The sequence below is a fragment of the Rhodobacter sp. P1_C2 genome, assembly GCF_056406375.1.
This window is the reverse complement of record NZ_JBFUAG010000007.1, coordinates 132,065-153,059: the sequence shown is the minus strand read 5'-3', so window position 1 is coordinate 153,059 and position 20,995 is coordinate 132,065. Positions and strand designations below refer to the sequence as shown.

At 65.8% G+C, this 20,995-nt stretch carries 32 protein-coding genes; 9 read left to right on the top strand and 23 right to left on the bottom strand.

The features are described 5' to 3' along the window. Positions 1-35: 35 nt before the first annotated feature. Positions 36-1,067, bottom strand: a complete 1,032-nt coding sequence (locus AC1DZT_RS13160) for a lysine-2,3-aminomutase-like protein (RefSeq protein ID WP_478007095.1) — start codon at positions 1,065-1,067, stop codon at positions 36-38. Between the two features lie 173 nt (positions 1,068-1,240). Here AC1DZT_RS13160 and AC1DZT_RS13155 point away from each other — a divergent pair, with 173 nt between their 5' ends. Beyond that, entirely contained in the window at positions 1,241-2,428 is a 1,188-nt protein-coding gene (locus AC1DZT_RS13155) for a lytic murein transglycosylase (protein WP_478007094.1), read from the top strand. 12 nt (positions 2,429-2,440) lie between these two features. Here AC1DZT_RS13155 and AC1DZT_RS13150 read toward each other — a convergent pair whose 3' ends face one another. The 16 genes from AC1DZT_RS13150 to AC1DZT_RS13075 all read right to left on the bottom strand — a co-directional run bounded on the left by AC1DZT_RS13150 (position 2,441) and on the right by AC1DZT_RS13075 (position 10,277). Further along, positions 2,441-3,259 (bottom strand): dihydrodipicolinate reductase C-terminal domain-containing protein, encoded by an 819-nt coding sequence (locus AC1DZT_RS13150; RefSeq protein ID WP_478007093.1) that lies wholly within the window; start codon positions 3,257-3,259, stop codon positions 2,441-2,443. Positions 3,260-3,438: 179 nt separating this feature from the next. Continuing rightward, positions 3,439-4,155 carry an LrgB family protein gene (locus tag AC1DZT_RS13145; RefSeq protein WP_478007092.1) on the bottom strand — a complete coding sequence of 239 codons (717 nt, stop codon included), beginning with the start codon at positions 4,153-4,155 and terminating at the stop codon, positions 3,439-3,441. Beyond that, a complete protein-coding gene (locus tag AC1DZT_RS13140; protein ID WP_478007091.1) occupies positions 4,152-4,502 on the bottom strand; it encodes a CidA/LrgA family protein in 351 nt (116 codons plus the stop codon). Before AC1DZT_RS13140 ends, AC1DZT_RS13145 begins: the two co-directional genes overlap by 4 nt. A 130-nt stretch (positions 4,503-4,632) precedes the next feature. Beyond that, the gene (locus tag AC1DZT_RS13135; RefSeq protein ID WP_478007090.1) at positions 4,633-5,073 is read right to left on the bottom strand and encodes a GFA family protein; all 441 of its coding nucleotides are present in this window, start codon (positions 5,071-5,073) and stop codon (positions 4,633-4,635) included. Between the two features lie 160 nt (positions 5,074-5,233). Further along, the gene (gene rpmD / locus AC1DZT_RS13130; protein WP_478007089.1) at positions 5,234-5,428 is read right to left on the bottom strand and encodes a 50S ribosomal protein L30; all 195 of its coding nucleotides are present in this window, start codon (positions 5,426-5,428) and stop codon (positions 5,234-5,236) included. Positions 5,429-5,430: 2 nt separating this feature from the next. After that, positions 5,431-6,009, bottom strand: a complete 579-nt coding sequence (rpsE, locus tag AC1DZT_RS13125) for a 30S ribosomal protein S5 (protein WP_478007088.1) — start codon at positions 6,007-6,009, stop codon at positions 5,431-5,433. An 11-nt stretch (positions 6,010-6,020) separates the two neighbouring features. After that, positions 6,021-6,380, bottom strand: coding sequence for a 50S ribosomal protein L18 (rplR, locus tag AC1DZT_RS13120; protein ID WP_478007087.1), 360 nt, complete (start codon positions 6,378-6,380; stop codon positions 6,021-6,023). 12 nt (positions 6,381-6,392) lie between these two features. Continuing rightward, positions 6,393-6,926: a 50S ribosomal protein L6 gene (gene rplF, locus AC1DZT_RS13115; RefSeq protein WP_478007086.1), complete on the bottom strand. Its 534-nt coding sequence runs from the start codon at positions 6,924-6,926 to the stop codon at positions 6,393-6,395. A gap of 12 nt (positions 6,927-6,938) precedes the next feature. Further along, positions 6,939-7,337 (bottom strand): 30S ribosomal protein S8, encoded by a 399-nt coding sequence (rpsH, locus tag AC1DZT_RS13110; RefSeq protein ID WP_478007085.1) that lies wholly within the window; start codon positions 7,335-7,337, stop codon positions 6,939-6,941. Between the two features lie 15 nt (positions 7,338-7,352). Then, entirely contained in the window at positions 7,353-7,658 is a 306-nt protein-coding gene (gene rpsN, locus AC1DZT_RS13105; protein WP_477999931.1) for a 30S ribosomal protein S14, read from the bottom strand. A 17-nt stretch (positions 7,659-7,675) separates the two neighbouring features. Continuing rightward, entirely contained in the window at positions 7,676-8,236 is a 561-nt protein-coding gene (rplE, locus tag AC1DZT_RS13100) for a 50S ribosomal protein L5 (RefSeq protein WP_478007084.1), read from the bottom strand. Further along, positions 8,236-8,541 (bottom strand): 50S ribosomal protein L24, encoded by a 306-nt coding sequence (gene rplX, locus AC1DZT_RS13095; protein WP_478007083.1) that lies wholly within the window; start codon positions 8,539-8,541, stop codon positions 8,236-8,238. Before rplX ends, rplE begins: the two co-directional genes overlap by 1 nt. Further along, complete coding sequence (rplN, locus tag AC1DZT_RS13090) at positions 8,541-8,909, bottom strand: 50S ribosomal protein L14 (RefSeq protein WP_091302592.1); 369 nt, start codon at positions 8,907-8,909, stop codon at positions 8,541-8,543. The genes rplX and rplN overlap by 1 nt, the downstream gene beginning before the upstream one ends. Positions 8,910-8,977: 68 nt before the next feature. Further along, positions 8,978-9,217 carry a 30S ribosomal protein S17 gene (gene rpsQ / locus AC1DZT_RS13085; RefSeq protein WP_478007082.1) on the bottom strand — a complete coding sequence of 80 codons (240 nt, stop codon included), beginning with the start codon at positions 9,215-9,217 and terminating at the stop codon, positions 8,978-8,980. 10 nt (positions 9,218-9,227) lie between these two features. Continuing rightward, positions 9,228-9,428, bottom strand: a complete 201-nt coding sequence (rpmC, locus tag AC1DZT_RS13080; protein ID WP_477999927.1) for a 50S ribosomal protein L29 — start codon at positions 9,426-9,428, stop codon at positions 9,228-9,230. Between the two features lie 189 nt (positions 9,429-9,617). Next, positions 9,618-10,277 carry a DUF427 domain-containing protein gene (locus AC1DZT_RS13075; protein WP_478007081.1) on the bottom strand — a complete coding sequence of 220 codons (660 nt, stop codon included), beginning with the start codon at positions 10,275-10,277 and terminating at the stop codon, positions 9,618-9,620. 177 nt (positions 10,278-10,454) lie between these two features. Between AC1DZT_RS13075 and AC1DZT_RS13070 the strand changes: the two genes are divergently transcribed. The 8 genes from AC1DZT_RS13070 (at position 10,455) to AC1DZT_RS13035 (ending at position 15,577) form a co-directional block, all read left to right on the top strand. Beyond that, positions 10,455-10,826 (top strand): hypothetical protein, encoded by a 372-nt coding sequence (locus AC1DZT_RS13070; RefSeq protein WP_478007080.1) that lies wholly within the window; start codon positions 10,455-10,457, stop codon positions 10,824-10,826. 52 nt (positions 10,827-10,878) lie between these two features. After that, complete coding sequence (locus AC1DZT_RS13065) at positions 10,879-11,025, top strand: hypothetical protein (protein ID WP_478007079.1); 147 nt, start codon at positions 10,879-10,881, stop codon at positions 11,023-11,025. 372 nt (positions 11,026-11,397) lie between these two features. Then, positions 11,398-11,901 carry a type III secretion system chaperone family protein gene (locus tag AC1DZT_RS13060; protein WP_478007078.1) on the top strand — a complete coding sequence of 168 codons (504 nt, stop codon included), beginning with the start codon at positions 11,398-11,400 and terminating at the stop codon, positions 11,899-11,901. A 27-nt stretch (positions 11,902-11,928) separates the two neighbouring features. After that, positions 11,929-12,735, top strand: a complete 807-nt coding sequence (gene proC, locus AC1DZT_RS13055; RefSeq protein WP_478007077.1) for a pyrroline-5-carboxylate reductase — start codon at positions 11,929-11,931, stop codon at positions 12,733-12,735. Next, the gene (locus AC1DZT_RS13050) at positions 12,732-13,067 is read left to right on the top strand and encodes a tRNA-binding protein (protein WP_478007076.1); all 336 of its coding nucleotides are present in this window, start codon (positions 12,732-12,734) and stop codon (positions 13,065-13,067) included. The genes proC and AC1DZT_RS13050 overlap by 4 nt, the downstream gene beginning before the upstream one ends. Then, the gene (locus tag AC1DZT_RS13045) at positions 13,067-14,017 is read left to right on the top strand and encodes a 2-hydroxyacid dehydrogenase (RefSeq protein ID WP_478007075.1); all 951 of its coding nucleotides are present in this window, start codon (positions 13,067-13,069) and stop codon (positions 14,015-14,017) included. The genes AC1DZT_RS13050 and AC1DZT_RS13045 overlap by 1 nt, the downstream gene beginning before the upstream one ends. A gap of 143 nt (positions 14,018-14,160) precedes the next feature. Continuing rightward, a complete protein-coding gene (locus AC1DZT_RS13040; RefSeq protein WP_478007074.1) occupies positions 14,161-14,814 on the top strand; it encodes a sulfotransferase family 2 domain-containing protein in 654 nt (217 codons plus the stop codon). A gap of 127 nt (positions 14,815-14,941) precedes the next feature. Beyond that, positions 14,942-15,577, top strand: a complete 636-nt coding sequence (locus tag AC1DZT_RS13035; RefSeq protein WP_478007073.1) for a Hint domain-containing protein — start codon at positions 14,942-14,944, stop codon at positions 15,575-15,577. Here the strand turns inward: AC1DZT_RS13035 and AC1DZT_RS13030 are convergent. The 6 genes from AC1DZT_RS13030 to AC1DZT_RS13005 form a co-directional block, all read right to left on the bottom strand. Beyond that, the gene (locus tag AC1DZT_RS13030; protein WP_478007072.1) at positions 15,541-17,730 is read right to left on the bottom strand and encodes a 3-hydroxyacyl-CoA dehydrogenase NAD-binding domain-containing protein; all 2,190 of its coding nucleotides are present in this window, start codon (positions 17,728-17,730) and stop codon (positions 15,541-15,543) included. The two genes, AC1DZT_RS13035 and AC1DZT_RS13030, sit on opposite strands and share 37 nt — an antisense overlap. Continuing rightward, a complete protein-coding gene (locus AC1DZT_RS13025) occupies positions 17,730-18,170 on the bottom strand; it encodes a hypothetical protein (protein WP_478007071.1) in 441 nt (146 codons plus the stop codon). The genes AC1DZT_RS13030 and AC1DZT_RS13025 overlap by 1 nt, the downstream gene beginning before the upstream one ends. Position 18,171: 1 nt before the next feature. Beyond that, a complete protein-coding gene (locus tag AC1DZT_RS13020) occupies positions 18,172-18,627 on the bottom strand; it encodes a cupin domain-containing protein (protein WP_478007070.1) in 456 nt (151 codons plus the stop codon). Beyond that, positions 18,627-19,097 (bottom strand): cupin domain-containing protein, encoded by a 471-nt coding sequence (locus tag AC1DZT_RS13015; RefSeq protein ID WP_478007069.1) that lies wholly within the window; start codon positions 19,095-19,097, stop codon positions 18,627-18,629. Before AC1DZT_RS13015 ends, AC1DZT_RS13020 begins: the two co-directional genes overlap by 1 nt. 133 nt (positions 19,098-19,230) lie before the next feature. Further along, positions 19,231-19,650, bottom strand: coding sequence for a hypothetical protein (locus AC1DZT_RS13010; RefSeq protein ID WP_478007068.1), 420 nt, complete (start codon positions 19,648-19,650; stop codon positions 19,231-19,233). Positions 19,651-19,779: 129 nt separating this feature from the next. Continuing rightward, a complete protein-coding gene (locus AC1DZT_RS13005) occupies positions 19,780-20,991 on the bottom strand; it encodes an acetyl-CoA C-acetyltransferase (protein WP_478007067.1) in 1,212 nt (403 codons plus the stop codon). Between the last annotated feature and the right edge of the window lie 4 nt (positions 20,992-20,995).

Sequence of the window (20,995 nt, the reverse complement as noted above, 5' to 3'; positions counted from 1 at the left end):
AGGGCCTCCGGGCCGGTTCTCCACCCCTGCGGGCTTCAATTGGGCGCGAGGCCGCCGATCCGGTCGCTGTAGGGATGCTCCGCGCCACTCGGGTCGGTGACCCGGCGCTGGCCGTCCTCGCCTTGCGTCAGATAAGCGGGGCCGACGGGCACCTTGCCGTGGCCGCCCGGAATATCCAGCACATAGGTCGGAAGACAGATGCCCGAGATCCGCCCGCGCAGGGCCGCCATCAGGGCCTGACCCTCGGCAATCGTGGTGCGGAAATGGCTGGTGCCCTTGGCCAGATCGGCGTGGTGCAGATAATAGGGTTTGACGCGGTTGCGGATCAACCCGCGGAACAGCGCCTCCAGCACCTCGACCCGGTCGTTCACGCCCTTGAGGAGGACCGTCTGCGACAAAAGCGGCACCCCCGCGCCCGCAAGCCGCGCGAGGGCGGCGCAGGCGGCAGGGGTCAGTTCCGCCGGGTGGTTGGTGTGAACCACGACATAGACGGCGGGGCGGGTCTGCAAGGCGGCCATGAGGTCGGCCGAGATGCGCTCGGGCGCCACCACCGGCACGCGGGTGTGAAAGCGGATCACCTCGACATGGCGAATGGCGGCAAGCCGGTCGATCAGGCTTTTCAGCCGGCGCGGCGAAAGGACCATCGGGTCGCCGCCGGTCAGGATCACCTCCCAGATCGCCGGGGTGGCGGCGATGTAGTCGAGCGCCTTCTGCAGGTCCGCCTCGGGCAGATGGCCTTCCGAGCCGACCGTCTCGCGGCGAAAGCAGAAGCGGCAATAGACCTCGCAGGTCTGCGTCGCATGCAGGATCACCCGGTCGTTGTAGCGGTGGGTCAGGCCGGGGGCGGGTTCGTGGACGCGGTCGCCGATCGGGTCGGCGAGTTCCTCGGCGCGGATCAGAAGCTCGCTCAGGCTGGGCACGAACTGGCGCGCCACGCCCGGGTCGCTTTGGGTCATCTCGGGCGTGATGCGCAGGCGGAACTGGTCCACCACCGGGCCAAGCCCCTCGGCCTCCTCGGCAGAGGTCAGGCCTGCGGCCACAAGATCGGGCAGGGAGGTCACGGCCATGGCGGTTCCAGCATCCAATGCAGCAAGGGCTTTGCGGTGACTTTACGCCCCGCAGCAGGGCACTGCCTATCGCGCTTTGGGCGAAGAATGGCAAGGCCCGAGCTTTGCGCTTGGGTTGGCGGGATGGTGCAGCTAGGCTGACCCAAAGCCTTGGAACCGGGATGGGGAATGTGATGGACCTGACGCGCCGTGCGACGATTTTTGGCCTCGCTTCCCTTCTGGCGGCCCCGGCTCTTGCGCAGGATTTCGCGGCGGTGCCCAATGCGGGCTATGACGCATGGGTTGCCCGCTTTCGCGCCCGCGCGCTGAAACGCGGCATCTCGAAGCGGACGCTGGATGCGGCCTTCCGTCATGCCGGGTTTCTGCCCGACGTGATCGCGCGCGACCGCGCCCAGGCGGAATCGATCTACGGGATGGAGGATTACCTCGCCATCACCGCCTCGCCCGAGCGGATCAAGATGGGGACCAAGGCCTTGCGGCAGCAGTCCCGCGTGCTCTCGCAGCTCGAGGCGCGCTATGGGGTCGAGGCGCGGGTGGTGGCGGCGATCTGGGGGGTGGAAAGCTTCTACGGCACCAAGCGCGGCACGATCCCGGTCATCTCGGCCCTGTCCACCCTGGCTTACGAGGGGCGGCGTGCCGAGTTCTTCGAGGGTCAGCTGATGGCCGCCTTGCAGATCCTCGCCCATGGCGACATCGGCGCCGATCAGATGACGGGCGGCTGGGCGGGGGCGATGGGCCATACCCAGTTCATCCCGACCACCTATCTGTCCTATGCGGTCGACTACAACGGCGACGGCCGCCGCGATGTGTGGAGCGATGATCCCGCCGATGCGCTGGCCTCGGCTGCGCGCTACCTCAAGGCCGCCGGCTGGCAGAAGGGCCAGCCCTGGGGGATGGAGGTTCAGGTCTCCAAGGCGGCGGCGGCGCAGGGGGGCAAAGTCCATTCGGTCGCCGACTGGCGCAAGCTGGGGCTGCTGACCGGGCGGGGCGGGCAGGTGCCCGACCACGGCGCGGCACGGCTGGTCACCACCTCGGGCCCGGGGTTCTTGCTGTTCCACAACGGCCGTGTGCTGGGGAAATACAATTCCTCGACGCTGTACATGGTGGGGGTCGGCTATCTGTCGGACCGGATCTCGGGCAAGGGGCCGCTGGTCCAGGGCTTTCCGCCCGATGCCAATGGGCTGACCCAGGCCAACCGCATCCGCCTGCAGGAAAGGCTGACGCGGCTGGGCTATGACACCGGCTCGACCGACGGGGTCTTCGGGGCGAAGACCCGCGCCGCCATCGCGGGCTTTCAGCGGGCGCAGGGGCTGCCGGTCACCGGCACGCCCTCGCCCGACCTGCTGGCGCTGCTGCGCTAGGGTTCGGGCCGCTCAGATCCCCGGCCAGAACCGCCAGAGCGAGGCCTTGTCCCCCTCCGCCTCGTCGCGGCGCAGGTCGAAATGCGGCGCCAGCAGATCCTCCATCGAGAAGAGCCCGTTGGAGACCTCCGGCAGGTTCTGCAGCGCAAAGAGGATGCCGGTGCCGAAGGCATCCCGCGCGATGGCATCATGTTTCAGGCGCACGGTCTGATAGGGAAAGCCGAAAAGCACCTCATGCACCCCGATGATGCCGCCGGCCCGGATCGACTTGATCTCGTCCTGCGGCACATCCAGACCATCGGCCAGCATCCGGGCCGGGCTGGAAACCTCGGTCTTCGAACGGAAATGTTCCTCGATGATCTGGATGTCGCTGTCGGGCGCGATCCGCTTCAGCACCTTGGCCGCGACCAGAAGGAAGTTGATGCCCAGGGTCACATTGTCCGAATGCATCACCCGGATGCTGTGCGACAGCGTGGTCAGATAGGCGAGATCCTCCTCGCCATATTCGGCCACCGCCGAAATCACGGTCAGTTTCCGCCGCTTGGCCTCCTCCCCATAGTAACGCAGCGCCTCGGGGCCGGAGAAATCGACGATCACATCGACGGGAAACATGTCGAGCAATTCGGCCGCGCTGAACTCGTCGGCGCAGAGGATGAAGCCCGCTTCTTCGGATTCGATACCCAGAAATTCGGGCACCGAATGATGTTCCAGCTTGCGCGACTTGCGCAGCACCCATTGCAGATCGGCCTCCTTGGAATTGAGAAGGACGGTCGCCACCGCCTTGCCTGCCCGGCCAAATCCAATGAGTCCGATCTTGGGTGCTTTCGGCATCCTGCGCTCCTTCTAAGTTCGTCAAGACAGGGGCCGCGTCGGCGGCCCGAGGGGGGCGATCATAGGTGGCGTGGGGAAGGGGCAGCAAGGCGCATGGCCAAAAAGCGCCGGATGGCGCGGCGGGCTGGCAGGATCTGGCTGATCGGCCAGAGGCACAGGGCCGGCCGCCGCGCCCCGAATCACAGAAGAAGCGCCACCACGATCGGGACCAGGATGCTGGTCAGCACCGCGTTCAGCGCCATGCCGATGGCGGCAAAGGCGCCCGCCGTCTCGTTCACCTGGATGGCGCGGGCGGTGCCGATCCCGTGTGAGGCGACGCCGACCGCAAAGCCGCGCGCCCGCCAGTCGCGGATCTTCAGCGCGTTCATCATCGGGGTGACCACCATGGCGCCGAAGATCCCGGTCAGGATCACCAGCACCGCGGTCAGGGTCGGCAGGCCGCCGAGTTGCTCGGATATGCCGATGGCGACCGGGGCGGTGGTGGATTTCGGCGCGATCGAGACGATGATCTGCCGCGGCAGGCCCAGGGCCGCGGCCAGTGCCACCGCCGAGACCGCCGCCGCCAGCGACCCCGCCACCAGTGCGCCAAGGATCGGGATCGCCGTCTTGCGGATCGTGGCAAGGTTGGCGTGGATCGGCACGGCCAGCGCCACTGTGGCGGGGCCCAGCAGGAAGTGGATGAACTTCGCGCCGTCGAAATAGGTGGCATAGGGGGTCTTGCTGACCCAGAGGATCGCCGCGATCACCGCCACGGCGAACAGCACAGGGTTGGCCATCGGATGGCGCTTCAGCTTTTGCGACAGGGCATCGGTGCCGAGATAAACCACGATGGTACAGGTCAGCCACAAAAGCGGCTCGGTGGACAGATAGCTCCAGATCTGGGCGACGTCGGTCATTCCGCGCCCCCCGCCATGCGGTGCATTAGAAGGAATGTGGCGACGCTGACCAGCATCGCGATCACCGTGCTGGCCATGACCACCACCGCGATGGCGAGGCCGTTCTGGGCGAGGATGCCCAGATTGGCCACGACGCCGACCCCGGCCGGCACGAAAAGCAGCGACAGATAGCCGAGGAAACCGCGCGCCACCGGGCCGACCCGCTCGGCCAGGGCGGGGCGCAGGGTGCAGGCGCTGAAGAGAAGGATGAGGCCGATCACCGGCCCCGGGACGGGCAGGGCAAGCGCGCGGGCGATGACCTCGCCTGCCAGCTGGCAGGACAACAGGATTGCGATGGTGACCAGCATGCGGGGCCCTCTCTGGCTTGGACGCGGGACAACCTTCCCGCTTCGGGGCCGAAGATCAAGCCTTGGCCGCGCAGGGCCGCCATGCAGGACGCCCCGCCTTGCGGCGGGGCGCTGCATCATGTTCCAGCGTTCAGGCGCCCATCGGCCAGACGAACTCGGGCCGCAGGCCCTCGAACACCGGGCGGCCGTCGTGGGGCTTCTCATAGCCTTTCGTCTCGTCCCAGAAGGCGTGGTAAGTGGCCTTCGGAAAGCTCGCGTCGTCATAGCCCATGACATTGGGCACGGCGACGCGGATGCGGTGCTGCTTGTCGTCCAGCATCAGCACGGCGCCGCATTCGGTGCACAGGCAGATTTCCAGCGGGCCGTTGGGGTTGCTGGCGTTGAAGGGCACGCGCTTCATCTTTTCGGGGTGGTCAACCTTCACGTCGCCATAGTTGAAGAAGGCCACATGGGTATGCTGCTGGCCGGTCACGGCCTTGCAAACGTTGCAATGGCATTCGTGGTTGTCGATCGGCTCGGCGTCGGAGGTGACATGCACATGGGCGCAGCCACCGGCGTATTTTGCAGACATTGCTTCCTCCCTTGAAACTCCTGAAACCAGGAGAGTGCCGCAGGGTAACACGGGCTTGGCGTGAGGACGTATAAGTTAAGCGACCGTAAAATGACGAAACGCCCCACCTTGCGGCGGGGCGTCAGGGCGTAAGGCAGGTCGGGGTTGCCCCCTTCCGTCCTTAGCCGCGCTCTTCGATGATCTTCACCATGTGCGAGACAGCAGCCACCATGCCACGAATGGACGGGGTGTCTTCCAGCTCACGGGTGCGGCGGATCTTGTTCAGGCCCAGACCCTTGAGGGTCGCAGTCTGCACAGCCGGGCGACGGGCAGCGGAAGCGTATTGCTGCACGACGATGGTTTTCTTTGCGGTCATGATCAGGCCTCCACAACTTCAGCGGCGGGCTTGCCCAGAATCTCGGCCACTTTCTTGCCGCGACGCGCGGCAACCTGGCGGGGCGAGGTTTCGGACTTCAGACCGTCGATGGTGGCGCGGATCATGTTGTAGGGGTTCGAGGTGCCGATCGATTTGGCAACCACGTCCTGCAGACCCAGCATTTCGAACACAGCGCGCATCGGACCACCGGCGATGATACCGGTACCCGCAACGGCGGTGCGCATCACGACTTTACCGGCGCCATGACGGCCTTCCATGTCGTGGTGCAGGGTGCGGGCGTCCTTCAGCGGCACGCGGATGAGCGAGCGCTTGGCCTGCTCGGTCGCCTTGCGGATCGCTTCCGGAACTTCCTTGGCCTTGCCCTTGCCGAAGCCGACACGACCGCGCTGATCGCCCACAACCACCAGAGCTGCAAAGCCGAAGCGCTTGCCGCCCTTCACGGTCTTGGACACGCGGTTGATCGCGACCAGACGGTCTGCGAACTCCGGGGTTTCCTCGGGCCGATTGTCGCGGCGGTCATTGCCACCACGATTGTCCCGGCGGTTTTCACGTTCTGCCATTGTCTATCTCCTCAGAACTTCAAGCCGCCTTCACGGGCAGCGTCGGCCAAAGCCTTGATCTTACCGTGAAAGAGGAAACCGCCGCGATCGAAGTACACCACTTCGACACCGGCCTTGAGAGCACGCTCGGCGATGGTCGCGCCAATCTTGGCGGCCGCCTCGACGTTGTTTTTGCCCACGACGCCCAGATCCTTCTCGAGAGAAGACGCCGAAGCGACGGTGATGCCCTTCACATCATCGATCAACTGGACCGAGATGTTCTTGCTGGAGCGGTGAACCGAGAGGCGCAGACGCCCAGCAGCCACCGACTTGATACGGTTCCGAACGCGCAGACGGCGCTTGAGGAACAGCTCTCTTTTTTTCAATGCCATTTCTCTTGCCCCTTACTTCTTCTTGCCTTCCTTGCGGAAGACGAACTCGCCCTTGTAGCGGATGCCTTTGCCCTTGTAGGGCTCGGGCTTCTTCCAAGCGCGGATGTTCGCGGCGACCTGGCCAACGAGTTGTTGGTCAATGCCTTCCACAGAGATTTCGGTTTGCTTCGGCGAAGCGACGGTCACACCCTCGGGCACCTCGAAGATCACTTCGTGGCTGAAGCCCAGCGACAGTTGAAGGTCTTTGCCCTTCATCGCGGCGCGGTAACCCACGCCCTGGATTTCCATCTCTTTCTTGAAGCCGGTGGTGACGCCGGTGACCAGGTTCTGGATCATCGAGCGGCTCATGCCCCATTGCGAGCGGGCCCGCTTGGAGAGACCGCGCGGCGTGACTTTGACCGTTTCGTTTTCGATGGTCAGCGTCACGTCGTCGCCAGCGGTGAAGCTGCGGGTGCCCTTCGGGCCCTTCACTTCGATCGTCTGACCCGAGATCGAGGCAGACACGCCCTTGCCCAAGGCGACGGGTTTTTTGCCAATACGAGACATATTACCCCTCCCTTAGAATACGGTGCAAAGCACTTCGCCGCCAACATTGGCTGCGCGTGCATTTGCGTCCGTCATCACACCCTTGGGGGTGGACAGGATTGCGATGCCAAGACCGTTACGCACGGGCGTGACGTCCTTGATCGAGTTGTAGACGCGGCGGCCCGGCTTGGACACGCGCTTCAGCTCACGGATGACCGGGGTGCCTTCAAAGTACTTGAGGCTGATGGTCAGTTCACCTTGGCCGTTTTCGGTCTTGGTGGATTCGTAGCCGCGGATGTAGCCTTCCGCGACGAGCACATCCAGCACCCAGGCCCGCAGCTTGGAAGCCGGGGTCTTGACGGTGGATTTGCCGCGCATCTGGCTGTTGCGGATACGGGTCAGCATGTCGCCGATGGGATCGTTCATCATCATTTTTCTGCGCTCCCCTTACCAGCTCGACTTCACCATGCCGGGGATCTGGCCGAAGGAGGCGAGATCACGCAGCATGATGCGGCTGAGCTTGAGTTTGCGGTAATAGGCGTGCGGGCGGCCGGTCAGCTGGCAGCGGTTGTGGATACGGGTGGCCGAGGAGTTGCGCGGCAGGGCAGCCAGTTTGGCGGTCGCCTTGAAGCGTTCTTCGATCGGTTTGGTTTGGTCGTAGATAACCGTCTTCAGTGCGGCGCGTTTGGCTGCGTGCTGCTGCACGAGCTTGGCGCGCTTCACTTCGCGGTTCACCATGGATTTTTTGGCCATTGTTGGATTCCTCGCGATCAGGACGTGAAGGGCATTTTGAAGAGCTTGAGCAGCGACTTCGCTTCTGCATCGGTCTTGGCGTTGGTGCAGATGATGATGTCCATGCCCAGGATCTCGTCGACCTTGTCGAAGTCGATTTCCGGGAACACGATCTGCTCTTTCAAGCCCATCGCGTAATTGCCGTTGCCATCGAAGGACGTGCCTTTCACGCCGCGGAAGTCGCGGACGCGGGGCAGGGCGATGGTGATCAGGCGATCGAGGAATTCATACATCCGGTCGCCCCGGAGGGTGACCTTGCAGCCCAGCGGCATCTGCTCACGCACACGGAACCCGGCGATCGAGTTCTTGGCGTGGGTGATGACCGCTTTTTGACCGGCAATCAGGCTGAGTTCTTCAGCTGCTTGCTTGACCTTCTTGGTGTCCTTGACCGCTTCGCCGACGCCCATGTTCAGGACGATCTTGTCCAGACGCGGGATCTGCATGTCGTTCTTGTAGCCGTATTCGGCCTTCAGAGCGGCGCGGAAGGTGGCCAGGTATTCGGCCTTCAGACGCGGGGTATAGGTGGCTTGGTCGAGCATCAGATCGCCTCCCCGGTGGTCTTGGCGTAACGGACCTTCTTGTCGCCTTCCATGCGGAAGCCCACGCGGGTCGGCTTGCCATTGGCATCGACGATCGCGAGGTTCGACAGGTCGATCGGCATCGCCTTGGCGATCCGGCCGCCTTGCGAGGTCTGGCTTTGCTTGGTGTGACGGATGGCGGTGTTCAGACCGTCGACGATCGCGGCATTGTCCTTGGGGGACACGGCGGAGATTTCGCCCTGCTTGCCCTTGTCCTTGCCGGTCAAGATGACAACCTTGTCACCCTTTTTGAGCTTAGCGGCCATCAGAGCACCTCCGGAGCCAGCGAGATGATCTTCATGAAGTTCTTGGCGCGCAGTTCACGGACAACCGGCCCGAAGATACGCGTGCCGACCGGTTCACCCTGGTTGTTCAGGATGACGGCAGCGTTGCGGTCAAAACGGATGGTGGTGCCGTCTTCGCGACGAACTTCCTTGGCGGTGCGGACGACGACGGCCTTGCGGACGTCACCCTTCTTCACGCGACCTTTCGGAATTGCCTCCTTGACCGACACCACGATGATGTCGCCCACGGATGCATAGCGGCGGTGCGAACCGCCCAGAACCTTGATGCACTGAACCCGGCGAGCGCCTGAGTTATCAGCAACATCCAGATTGGTCTGCATCTGGATCATTTAGTTTTCTCCGACCTTTGGGGGCAGGATACCCCCAGGGTTTCGTTTCAGTTCAAGACGAAAGGCACTCACGCAGTCGCGTCAGTGACAACCGTCCAGCGTTTGGACTTCGAAATCGGGGCGCATTCCTCGATGCGGACCACGTCACCTTCCTTGAACTGGTTCAAGGCGTCATGAGCGCGGTACTTCTTGGACTTGCGGATCGTCTTTTGCAGAACGGGGTGCTTGAAGCGGCGTTCGACAAGAACGGTGATCGTCTGCTCGTTCTTGTCCGAGGTCACGACACCTTGCAGGATACGTTTGGGCATCGGTCTCTCCTTACTTCGCGGCTTCGGCGGCTTTTTGGGCCAGCACGGTACGGACACGGGCGACATCCTTGCGGACTTTGCCGATGCGCGAGGTGTTCTCAAGTTGGTTGGTTGCTGCCTGGAAGCGCAGGTTGAACGCTTCTTTCTTCAGCGCGACAAGCTGATCACGCAGCTGGTCGGGGGTCTTCGCACGCAGTTCTTGGGCGTCCATGCGCCTTTTCCTTTTCCGTTCACCAGACGGCCCCGAGGGTAACCGTTGATCTGGTGGGCCAATGACAAACCAGCGATTCTGGGAGACCCGGAACCGCTGGATGCGTCCCACTACAGGAGGAGGGGGTTCAGGGCAAGGGGGAAGATGGGTTTGGACAAGATGCTGTGGCGCTGCCGTCGCTCCACCGGTTCAGGACAGCGCCAGGACCACGCCATGCCGGCGCAGGGCTTGGATCTTGTCGGCATCCGGCGTGGCAGAGCCCCAGACGGCGATATAGCCATAGGTTGCCTCGGGATGCGCGGTGTTCCAGGCTGTGACGGCCTCGCCCCGCATCCCGGCTTCGGCGATGCGGGCGGGGCGTTCGGGGTCGGGCGGGGTGGCCATGACATCGACGATCACCCGCAGCGAGGGGATGAGGTAGCCCGCAAAGACCTCGCCCGGGGCCAGAGGCAGGACCCCGGCCAGGGCGGGCTGCCAGACCACATCGGTCGCGCCGAGCGCCTTGGCGACATTGGGCGTGCGCGCCTCGATCCGGGCGGGGCGGGGTGCGGCGCCCGCGCCGGTCCAGCCGACCGCCACATCCTTCCAGAAGGCGATGCGGCCGATGATGGCGGAGGCATGCGCGCCCAGCTGCTGATAGCGCCAGGCGGCGGCCCGATTGACCTGACCCGCCACCACGACATCGAAGTAATCCGCCTCGCCGCCCTTCCATTCGCAGATGCTGCGGTCCGGGGCAGGGGCCAGATGGCGGTGCGAGACATCCGCGCTGGGGAAGTAAAGCCGCCCCTCGACCTCGATCACATCCGCGCTGCGGGCGAGTTCGGTTCCGTTCCAGCTTGCGGTGAACATGGGGCCTCCGGCGACGTTTCGCCTTGGCTTACCACGGCGGCAGATCAAGGCAACGCCGGTCCCGGTCAAATGATCGGCACCGGAAAGGGCGCTAGGCCACGCCACCGCGGCTTCCGGCTTGGCATCCACCGCCGCCGCCCCTATCTAGAAGGAAGCCAGAAGGAACCGCGCCGCCCGATGCCAGAGAAACACGCCCAACTGCGCCGCTTCCTGCGCGCCTTCGGCCTCTGTCTCGGCCTTGTGCTCTTCGTGGTGACCAGCCAGTCGCTGGCCTTGCCCGCCCTGCAGGACGGCCCGTCGCATTTCGACACAAGGCCCGTGGTCCTGCACCTCGCAAGCCCCCGGCTGGCCCCGGCGAAGGCCGAGCGGAACCCCGGCGCGCCGCATCCCGCCGCAGTCCTTCCGCCCCTTCCGGCGTCGCTGCCCGCCGCCCCCCTCGGCGTCGCCGCGATCCTGATGCCGCAGCCCCTTCTGCGGGTCGCCCTCCATCTGCCCACGGGTTGGCAGGCCCGCGCGCCCCCGAACCTCGACTTGCAAAGCAGACCCTGAACCGCCGCCGCCTTGCGGGCGTGCGGCCTTGCTTGCACTGTCGAGGACACATATGACCACACCGCCCAAACCCGCGGAACCTGCCGCCAAGGGCGCCCCCGCGGCGCCGCCGAAAGAGCCGATCCTGATGAACTGGATCCTCATTTTCGTCACCACGGGACTCATCCTCCTTGCGGCCTATATGCTGAAAGGATTTTGAGATGCGCAGCCCCGTCGTGAAACTGGCCATCTTCGGCCTCATCGCCGCTTCCATCGTGCTCGGCGATCTGCTCTCCGCCCTCGGATGAGCTCCGGCCGGGCGGCCTTCACCGCCGCCCGGTAACCTGCCACGCCCTCCGCAAGACCCCACGCCCCCGCGCGGGCGATGTGCCGTGGCGTCGGCCCGACCCTGACGCGCCAAAATCGGGCAAAACAACTTGTCCACAGAAGATTTGCTGACAAAACGCTTTACAGACTTCCCCCAGGCCTCCACAATATCTAGTAAGAACTGCAACGGGTATCGCAGTTTGTTGCCAGACACCCAGCTGCTAGTGGGTCCAGGTCCTCCGGTGGCGTTATAATGAGGCCAGGCATGTCACTTGCGGAAGATTTCATGACGTCGGACGATCTGCACCCGATCGACGTGGTCGAGACCCTCGCCGAACACCACGCCTGGGAGTTCGACCGCATCACCGACAATCAGATCGCCATGGCGGTCGAGGGCCAGTGGCGGACCTATTCGCTGACCCTCGCCTGGTCGCCGCAGGACGAGACCCTGCGCCTGATCTGCACCTTCGAGATGGAGCCCCCCGAGGACCGTCTGCCCGCGATCTATGACATCCTCAACCGCTGCAACGACATGGTCTGGACCGGGGCTTTCACCTATTGGACCGACCAGAAGCTGATGGTCTGGCGCTATGGCCTGCCGCTGTCGGGCGGGCAGATCCCGGATCCCGAGCAGATCGACCACCTGATCGCCTCGGCTGTCATGGCCTGCGAGCGCTTCTACCCGGCCTTCCAGCTCGTCAGCTGGTCCGACCACACGCCGCAGACCGCGATGAAAGTCGCCATTGCCGAGGCTTACGGTCGCGCCTAACCTGCCCCCGAAAGTTCGGAGGCGAAGATGCTAGAAGCGGTGGCCCGGCAGGGATTGGTTCTTTTGGGATGCGGCAAGATGGGCACGGCCCTTCTGACCGGCTGGCTGGGGGCCGGGGTGCCGCCCGGCTCGGTCTGGGTGATCGAGCCCAACCCGACAGACTGGCTGAAAACCGCGGGCGTGCATCTGAACGAAGGCATCCCGCCCGCGCCCGCCGTGGCGCTGCTGGCGGTCAAGCCGCAGATGATGGGCGCGGCCCTGCCGGCGCTGCAGGCGCTTGGCAACGGCAAGACCCTCTTCGTGTCGATCGCCGCCGGCACCTCGATTGCGACCTTCGAGGCGGCCCTGGGCCAGCATACCCCCATCGTGCGCACCATGCCCAACACGCCGGCGATGGTCGGGCGCGGCATCACCGGCATCTGCGCCAATGGCCCGGGCCTCAGCGGCCTGCCACTGGCGCGCGCGCTGATGCAGGCGGTGGGCGAGGTGGTCGAACTGGAGGGCGAGCATCAGATCGACGCGGTGACCGGGGTCTCCGGCTCCGGCCCGGCCTATGTCTTCCACATGATCGAGGCGCTGGCCGCCGCCGGCATGGCCGAGGGCCTGTCGCCGGAGGTTGCCATGAAACTCGCCCGCGCCACGGTCTGCGGGGCAGGGGAGCTGGCCTATCGCTCACCCGAGGCGGCCGACCAGCTGCGCATCAACGTGACCTCCCCCGGCGGCACCACAGCGGCGGCGCTCGCCCATCTGATGGACCCCGAGAACGGCTTGCCGCCCCTGATGCAGCGCGCCGTCCATGCCGCCGCCGAACGCGGGCGGGAGCTTGGCAAATGACCATCACCTACGAGGATTTCGAAAAGGTCGATATCCGCGTCGGCCGCATCACCCGCGCCGAACCCTATCCCGAGGCGCGAAAGCCCGCCTACAAGCTCTGGGTCGATTTCGGTGGCGAGATCGGCGAGAAGCGCTCCTCGGCCCAGATCACCGTGCATTACACGCCCGAGGCGCTGATCGGGCGTCAGGTGCTGGCGGTGGTGAACTTTCCAGCCCGCCAGATCGGCAAGGTCCTGTCAGAGGTGCTGGTGCTGGGCCTGCCCGATGCCGAGGGCGCGGTGGTGCTGATCGGTCCGGGGCAGGATGTGCCGCTGGGGGGCAAGCTTTTCTGATGCAGAAATTGCTGATCACCCGGGGCCTGCCCGAAGCGGTCGTCGCCCGCGCCCGCAGCCGTTTCGACGTGACCCTGCGGCAGGAGGTGACGCCCCTGTCGCCGCAGGACCTGCGCGCCGCGCTGCGCGAGTATGATGCGGTGCTGCCGACGCTGGGCGACCTTTTCAAGGCCGAGGTCTTTGCCGATGTCCCCACGCCGCGCGCCCGGATTCTGGCGAATTTCGGCGTGGGCTACAACCACATCGACGCCGAGGCCGCCCGTGCGGCGGGTCTTGACGTGACCAACACGCCGGGCGCGGTGACCGATGCCACCGCCGACATCGCCCTGACGCTGATCCTGATGACCGCCCGCCGCGCTGGCGAGGGGGAAAGGCTGGTCCGCGCCGGCCAGTGGCAGGGCTGGCATCCGACCCAGATGCTGGGGATGCATGTGACCGGCCGCCGGGTCGGGATCATCGGCATGGGGCGGATCGGGCAAGCCATCGCGCGGCGCTGCCATTTCGGCTTTGGCATGGAGGTGGTCTTCCACAACCGCTCTCCCCTGACCCTGACCGACCTGCCCGCCCGCCAGCTTCCGCTGGCCGAGGTCTTGCAGGCCGATATCGTCGTCGTCGCTGTCCCGGGCGGGACCAGCACCCACCACCTGATCGGGGCCGAGGCCTTCGCCCTCATGCGCCCGGAGGCGATCTTCATCAACATCGCCCGCGGCGACGTGGTGGACGAGGCGGCCCTCGTCGCCGCCCTGCAAGGCGGCCGGATCGCCGGCGCGGGCCTCGATGTCTACGAATTCGAACCCCGGGTCTCGCCGGCCCTGAAGGCCCTGGAGAATGTCACCCTGCTGCCCCATCTCGGCACCGCCGCCCTTGAGGTGCGCGAAGCGATGGGGATGATGGCGCTCGACAACCTCTTCGCCCATCTGGACGGCGAACCCCTGCCCAACCCGGTCTGACCCATGCCCCTTCGCATTCCCCGCATCGGCCCTGAACGCTCCGCGGGGGATATTTGGGCAAGCATGAAAACGCGGGTCTGCCCTTTCATACTGGTTCAAATATCCCCGCCGGAGGCCTCCGCCGCTGGCAGGCGAGACCGGGCATGATCCTGTCGCGCGGGCGCCGCTTCATCTTTGTCCATATCCCCAAGACCGGCGGGACGGCGCTGGCGCTGGCGCTGGAGGCGCGGGCGATGAAGGAGGATATCCTGATCGGCGACACGCCCAAGGCGCGGGCGCGGCGCGGGCGGGTGGCGGGGGTCAAGGCGCGCGGGCGTCTGTGGAAGCATTCCTCGCTGTCGGACATCGCGGGGCTGGCGAGCGATGCCGAGATCGCCGAATTCTTCACCTTCACCCTGGTCCGCAACCCCTGGGACCGGGCGGTCAGCTATTACCACTGGCTGCGCGACCAGCATTTCGCCCATCCCGCGGTGGGCCTGGCCAAAAGCCATGGTTTCGCCGATTTCCTGAGCCACCCGCAGACCCGTACCGCCCTCGCACTTTGGCCCTATGGCGCCTATCTGCGCGACCGGTTCGGGCAGGAGCGCGCCAGCCTCTTTGCCCGGCTGGAGCATCTGGACCAGGACCTTGCCCCCTTCGAGGCGCATCTGGGCTTTCGCCTCACCCCCTTGGCGCGGGCCAACGAATCCGGGCGAGCGCGCGACTGGCGGCCCTATTACGACGCCGAGAGCGCCGGGCTGATCGCCAACCTTTGCGCCGAGGATATCGCGCGTTTCGGCTACCGTTTCGACCCGTAAGGCCGGGCGCGACGCGGGGCGGAGACCTGGGGCCTTTTAGGGAAACTCCGCAAGCTTGCCACAATCCGCCCGAAGCTTTGCCGCAGCCTCCGCCTTAGCTGGGCGGGAACAACAGGGTGTGCCGATCATGGGCCGTCACGATCTGACATTGGGTATCGCCTTGAAGGGCCGTGCGAGCCTGGCCTGCGGGCTTTACACCTCGACCCCGGTGCTGACCGCGACCGGCTGGGTCGAGATGGGCGAACTCTCGGCCGGGGATCTGGTGGTGACGCGCGAGGCCGGGCTTTGCCCCATCGTCACCATCGCTCCGGAACCCCGCGAGGCGCTTTGGGCCGTGCGCTTTCCCGAAGGCGCGCTTGGCAATCTGGAGGAAGTGCTGCTGCCCCCGGGCCAGCCTGTCCTGATCGAGACGCCCCATGCCATGCCCATCACCGGCGAGACCGAGGTGCTGGTGCCCGCCGCGGCACTGGAGGGCTGGCGCGGCATCGCACCGCAGCTGCCGCTCAGCCCCGAGACCATCCTGATCATGCGCCTGTCCCGGCCCAGCCTGCTGGAAGTGGGTCAGGGGCTGGTGATCGGCGTCGAGGGGGTCGCGACCGGCGAATCCGATCTGATCCAGCTTCTGTTCAGCCGGTCCGAGCGGGCGGTCCTGCCCCTTGCCGCGGCACGGCATCTGGTGGCGGCGATGATCGCCGAAGAGGCCGGTCAGGCCCTGCGCCGCGACGCTCAGGCCGCCTTGTTGCGGCTGGTGAACCGGTCGTAGAACCCCGCCCCGCTGTCTGCCACCTGCACCAGAAGCGCCGGCACCGCAAAGCGCGGGCCGAAGCTTGCGGCAAGGCCTTCGCAGATCTCCACCGCCTTGCCCGCACCGATCATGTCGAGCCAGCTGAACGGCCCGCCCGACCAGGGCGCAAAGCCCCAGCCGAGGATCGCGCCGACATCGCCCTCGCGGATGTCGGTCAGAACGCCTTCCTCCAAAGCCCGCACCGCCTCCAGCGTCTGGATCATCAAGAGCCGGTGCTGGATGGTGACGAGGTCGGGTTGCAGGGGCGCCACCGGCCAGTGCTGGGCGAGGCCGGGCCAGAGCCCCTCGCGCTTGCCCGCCGCATCATAGGCGTAAAAGCCCGCCTTGGCCTTGCGCCCCAGACGGCCCGCATCGGCAAGGGTGAAAAGCACCGTATCCACCGCGCCATCGGGATAGGAATCGCCCATCGCGGCCTTGGTCGCCTTCGCGATCTTGACGCCAAGGTCGATCGAGGTCTCGTCCACCAGCTGCAGGGGCCCCACCGGCATCCCCACCAGCCGCGCCGCGTTTTCGATCAGCGCCGGCTCCACCCCTTCGGCGACCATCCGGATGCCCTCGTTGATGTAGGGAATGATGCAGCGGTTGGCATAGAAGAAGCGGGCGTCGTTCACCACGATCGGCGTCTTGCGCAGGGCGCGGACGAAGTCGAGCGCCTTGGCCACGGCACGCTCCCCGGTCGCCTTGCCCTTGATGATCTCGACCAGCGCCATCTTGTCGACGGGCGAGAAGAAATGGATGCCGATGAACTGATCCGGCCTTTGGCTGGCGCGGGCGAGGCCGGTGATCGGCAGGGTGGAGGTGTTGGTGGCAAAGATGCAGTCGGTGCCCACCACGGCCTCGACCTTGGCAGTCACCTCGGCCTTGACCTTGGGGTCCTCGAACACGGCTTCGACGACCAGATCGCAGCCCGCAAGGGCGGCGTAATCGGCGGTGGCGGTGATGCGGGAGAGGACTTCGGCCTTCTTCTCCACGGTGACCTTGCGGCGCTGGACGCCCTTTTCCAGCAGATCCTCGGCATGGGATTTGCCGCGTGCGGCGGCCTCCTCCGTGGCATCGACGAGGACCACGCTGATCCCGGCATTGGCCGCGACATAGGCGATGCCCGCGCCCATCATGCCGGCGCCGACCACGCCCAGTCTTTGCACCGATTGGTCGGGCAGGGCGGGGCGGTTGGCGCCCTTTTCCAGCGCCTCTTTGTTGAGGAACAGGCTGCGGATCATGGCGGAGGAGGAGGGGTTCAACAGCACCCCGGTGAAGGCCCGCGCCTCGACCTTCAGGGCAAGGTCGAAGGGCACCAGCGCGCCTTCATAGGCCGCCTGCAACAGCGCCTTGGCGGCGGGATAGACGCCTTGGGTGCGCCCCAGGATCATCGCATTGGCGCCGACGAAGGTCATGAAACCCGCAGCCGAATAGGGCGTGCCGCCGGGCATCTTGTAGCCCTTCTGATCCCAGGGCTTCACCAGATCCGCCTCTTTCGCGGCCAGAACCCATTCCTTGGCGCGGGCCAGCAGGGCCTCGGGAGCCACCACCTCGTCAATCAGGCCCTCCATCTTTGCGGCCCTCGGGTCGAGGAGCTTGCCCTCCATCAGGTAGGGGGCGGCCAGCATGATGCCCAGCTTGCGGATCAGCCGGGTGGTGCCGCCTGCGCCGGGGAAGATGCCGATCAGGCTTTCGGGCAGGCCGATCTTGGCCTTGGGGTTGTCGGCGGCGATGATCCGGTGGCAGGCGAGTGGCAGTTCAAAGCCGATGCCAAGCCCGGTGCCGGGCAGGGCCGCGACGATCGGCTTGCCGCCTTTCAGCGTCTTGGCGTCCATCCCGGCCCGCTCGATCTTGCGCAGGATGCGGTGGGTGTTCATCACCCCGGCGAAGATCGCCTCGGCCCCGCCGTCCCGCATCTCGGCCAGGACGGCCAGATCCATGCCACCGGCGAAATCCTTCTTGCCCGAGGTCAGGATCACCCCCTTGACCACCGGATCGCCGAGGGCGCGGTCCACCAGCGCCTCCAGCTCGGCAAAGCCCGCCAGCGACATCACGTTCATCGACCGCCCGGGCAGATCCCAGGTGATCGTGGCCACGCCATCGACATCGACCGCATAGAGAAAATCGCTCATCACTTTGGTCCTTCGGGATTGAGGGAAAGGCCGCGCCGCACCAGGGGCCAGCGGCTGTTGGCCAGCCCGTTGGTGACAGAGGCGGCGCGCCAGACGTCGTCTTCCAGCCGCAAGACCATGATCGAGCGGTAGGGGGCGATCACGCGGTGCCCACCCGCGATCACATGCGAGACATAGCTGCCCGCGATCAGGTCGAGGTCAAGCTGGTGGGCCTGATCGACAAGCCGGATGTAATCGGTGACGCGCTGGGCGCGAAAGATGTCGCGGAAGATGTCGAAGCCCAGCCGCAGGTCTTCCTCGGTCGTCACCAGCTTGCTTTCGTCATGGCTGATCACGGCGCAAGGCAGGCAGATCCTGCGGCGATAGGCGGGCCAGTCGTCGGCCAGAAGCGCTGTCGCCACATCGTCGAGATAGGATTGCAGCAGGACGACAGGCTCCATCTCAACCCCGCTCCCGCCCGTCGGCATGAAGATAGCGCCGCTGGGCGCCGGTCTTGACGGTGATCAGATCGTGGTCGGGGTAATGGATCACGTCATCGGGCCCACGGGTGCCGATCACCAGATAGCGCGCCTCCGCGCCGGAGCGGTTCTGCAGGCAATGGCCGATGGCGAGACCGGCGGGCCAGGCGGCCACATCGCCGGGGCGCAGCACCTCTTCGCGGTCCTCGACAAGGATCACCTCGCCCGACAGGATCACCACCAGCTCATCCTCGGCCTCGTGCCAATGGCGGAAGGAAGAGCTGGCGCCGGGCGGCAGGATCTCGATGAAGGCGCCGAACTGGGTCAGACCGCCGGGGTCGGACAGGAGCTGATAGGCGTAATCGCCAAGACCCCCGCCCAGCACCGGATGGGCGTAGCCTTTGGCCTGCTGGATCGGTTGCGGCGGCAGTTTCGGCATCAGCGCGGCCCCGTCCAATCGCTGTCATCCTTGTAGGTGAAGCGGGCTTTGCCCTCGGCGATGTGGATCTTGAAGTCGATGTCGGAATAGGTCGCAACCTCGGTCTTCGCCTTGGTGCCCACGACCAGAAACACCGCCAGCTTGTCCGACCGGTTGATGAACTGGTGCCCGTCGGGCGATCCTGCCGGGAAGGCCGCGTAATCGCCGACCCGCATCACGGTTTCGCCCGCGTCCTGCACCAGGATGCATTCGCCTTCGGTCACCATGACGAATTCATCCTCGTTCATATGCCAGTGCCGCAGGCTGGACAGCGCCCCCGGCTCCAGCCGCACGAGATTGACGCCGAACTGCGTGAGCCCCCCCGCCTCGCCCAGGCGGATCGAGGACCGCCCGGCCATCATCGCGGCATAGGGTTCGGGATAGATCGAGCCGGTCTTCACCGGCGCTTTGGTCAGGTCAAGTTTTGGCATGGTCGCCCCCCTTCGGCAAAGGCCGCATCGCCGGGCAAAGGGAGGAACCCCGCCTTGCCCCGGCAGATCAACGGCACGCATGGCGCAGCGTAGGCCCGCAGGCCGACCGCACGCAAGCGGCTGCCTGAGGCGTTCAGATCCCGCTGTCTGCCGTCACCGGCAATTTGCCGGGTTCGTAGCGGATGGTTTCGAACATCTCGGTGCGGATGCCGAAAGCGGTGTTCTGACAATACTGCACATAGGTGCTTTGCCCGCAGAGGGCATCCGTGGCGTCGTATTCCCGGCTGATGGCCCAGACCCGGAAACGGCCATTCTTGCCATGGACCAGCTTGGTCACCTCGACCGTGACGCGGGCCACCTCGCGCCGCAGCCAATCGGCGCGAAACTCCGCTAGAAACCGGGTCATCTGCGCATGATCGGCGATTTCGACCGCCCCCGTGTCGAAGGCGATGTGCAGCGGATAGCGGTAGAACGGCGCCAGAAGGTCGAAATTGCCGGCCAGAGTGGCGTCGACGCGCCATTGCAAGAAGTCCTGAATCTTCTGAAGCGGCATGCAGCGCACCTGAATTGGGGGTTTCGGGCCTCAGGTTAGCCGAGGAAACTGAACGCGAGTTTAACGCGCAAGCCCGCCGGACCCGCGCCTCGGCTATTCCCTGCCACGCCTCCGCCGCACAGCGCATCTTTACAGCCTTTCCAGGATCGTGGCCGCCCCCATGCCGCTGGCCACACAGAGCGTGGCGAGCCCCAGCGCCTTGTCTTGCCGCTCCATCTCGTCCAGCAGGGTGCCGAGGATCATCGCCCCGGTGGCGCCGAGGGGATGGCCCATCGCGATCGCCCCGCCATTGACGTTGACCCGCTCCGGATCGGCGCCGAAGGCCTGCAGAAAGCGCAGGACGACGGCCGAGAAGGCCTCGTTCACCTCGAACAGGTCGATGTCGGAGAAGGCGAGGCCCGCGGTTTCGAGGATGCGCTGGGTGACGGGGACCGGGCCGGTCAGCATGATGGTCGGATCGGTGCCGATCTTGGCGGTGGCGCGGATGCGGGCGCGGGGGCGTAAGCCCTGCATCCGCCCGAACTCGGCATCGCCGATCAGGACGGCCGCGGCGCCATCGACGATGCCGCTGGAATTGCCGGCGTGGTGGATATGGCTGATCCGCTCCAGATGCGGGTATTTCATCAGGGCGACCTTGTCGAAGCCGGGCATGACCTCGCCCATCTCCTGAAAGGCGGGTTTGAGGGCGCCGAGCGTCTGCATGTCGGTGCCCGGGCGCATGTATTCGTCGCGGTCGAGGATCATCAGGCCGTTGCGGTCGCGCACCGGCACGACCGAGCGGGAAAAGCGCCCCTCGGCCCAGGCCAGGGCGGCGCGGCGCTGGCTTTCCACGGCATAGGCATCGGCCTGATCGCGGGTGAAGCCGTATTCGGTGGCGATGATATCGGCAGAGATGCCTTGCGGGACGAAATAGGTCTTCATCGCAAGGCTCGGGTCCACGGCAATCGCCGCGCCGTCGGAGCCCATGGCCACGCGGCCCATCATCTCCACCCCGCCGGCGATATAACCGTGGCCCGCGCCGGCCTTGACCTGATTGGCGGCGAGGTTCACCGCCTCCAGCCCCGAGGCGCAGAAGCGGTTGATCGACAGGCCCGGGATCGCCTCGTCCAGGTTTGAGGCCAGAACGGCCGAGCGGGCAAGGCAGCCACCCTGTTCGCCGATCTGGGTGACATTGCCCCAGATGACATCCTCGACCACCGCCCCGCCAAGACCGCTGCGCGCGGCGAGGGCGTCGAGCATCTGGGCCGAGAGGGCGACGGCGGTCACCTCGTGCAGGCTGCCATCGGCCCGTCCCTTGCCGCGCGGGCTGCGGATCGCGTCGTAGATGAAGGCGTCGGTCATGGTG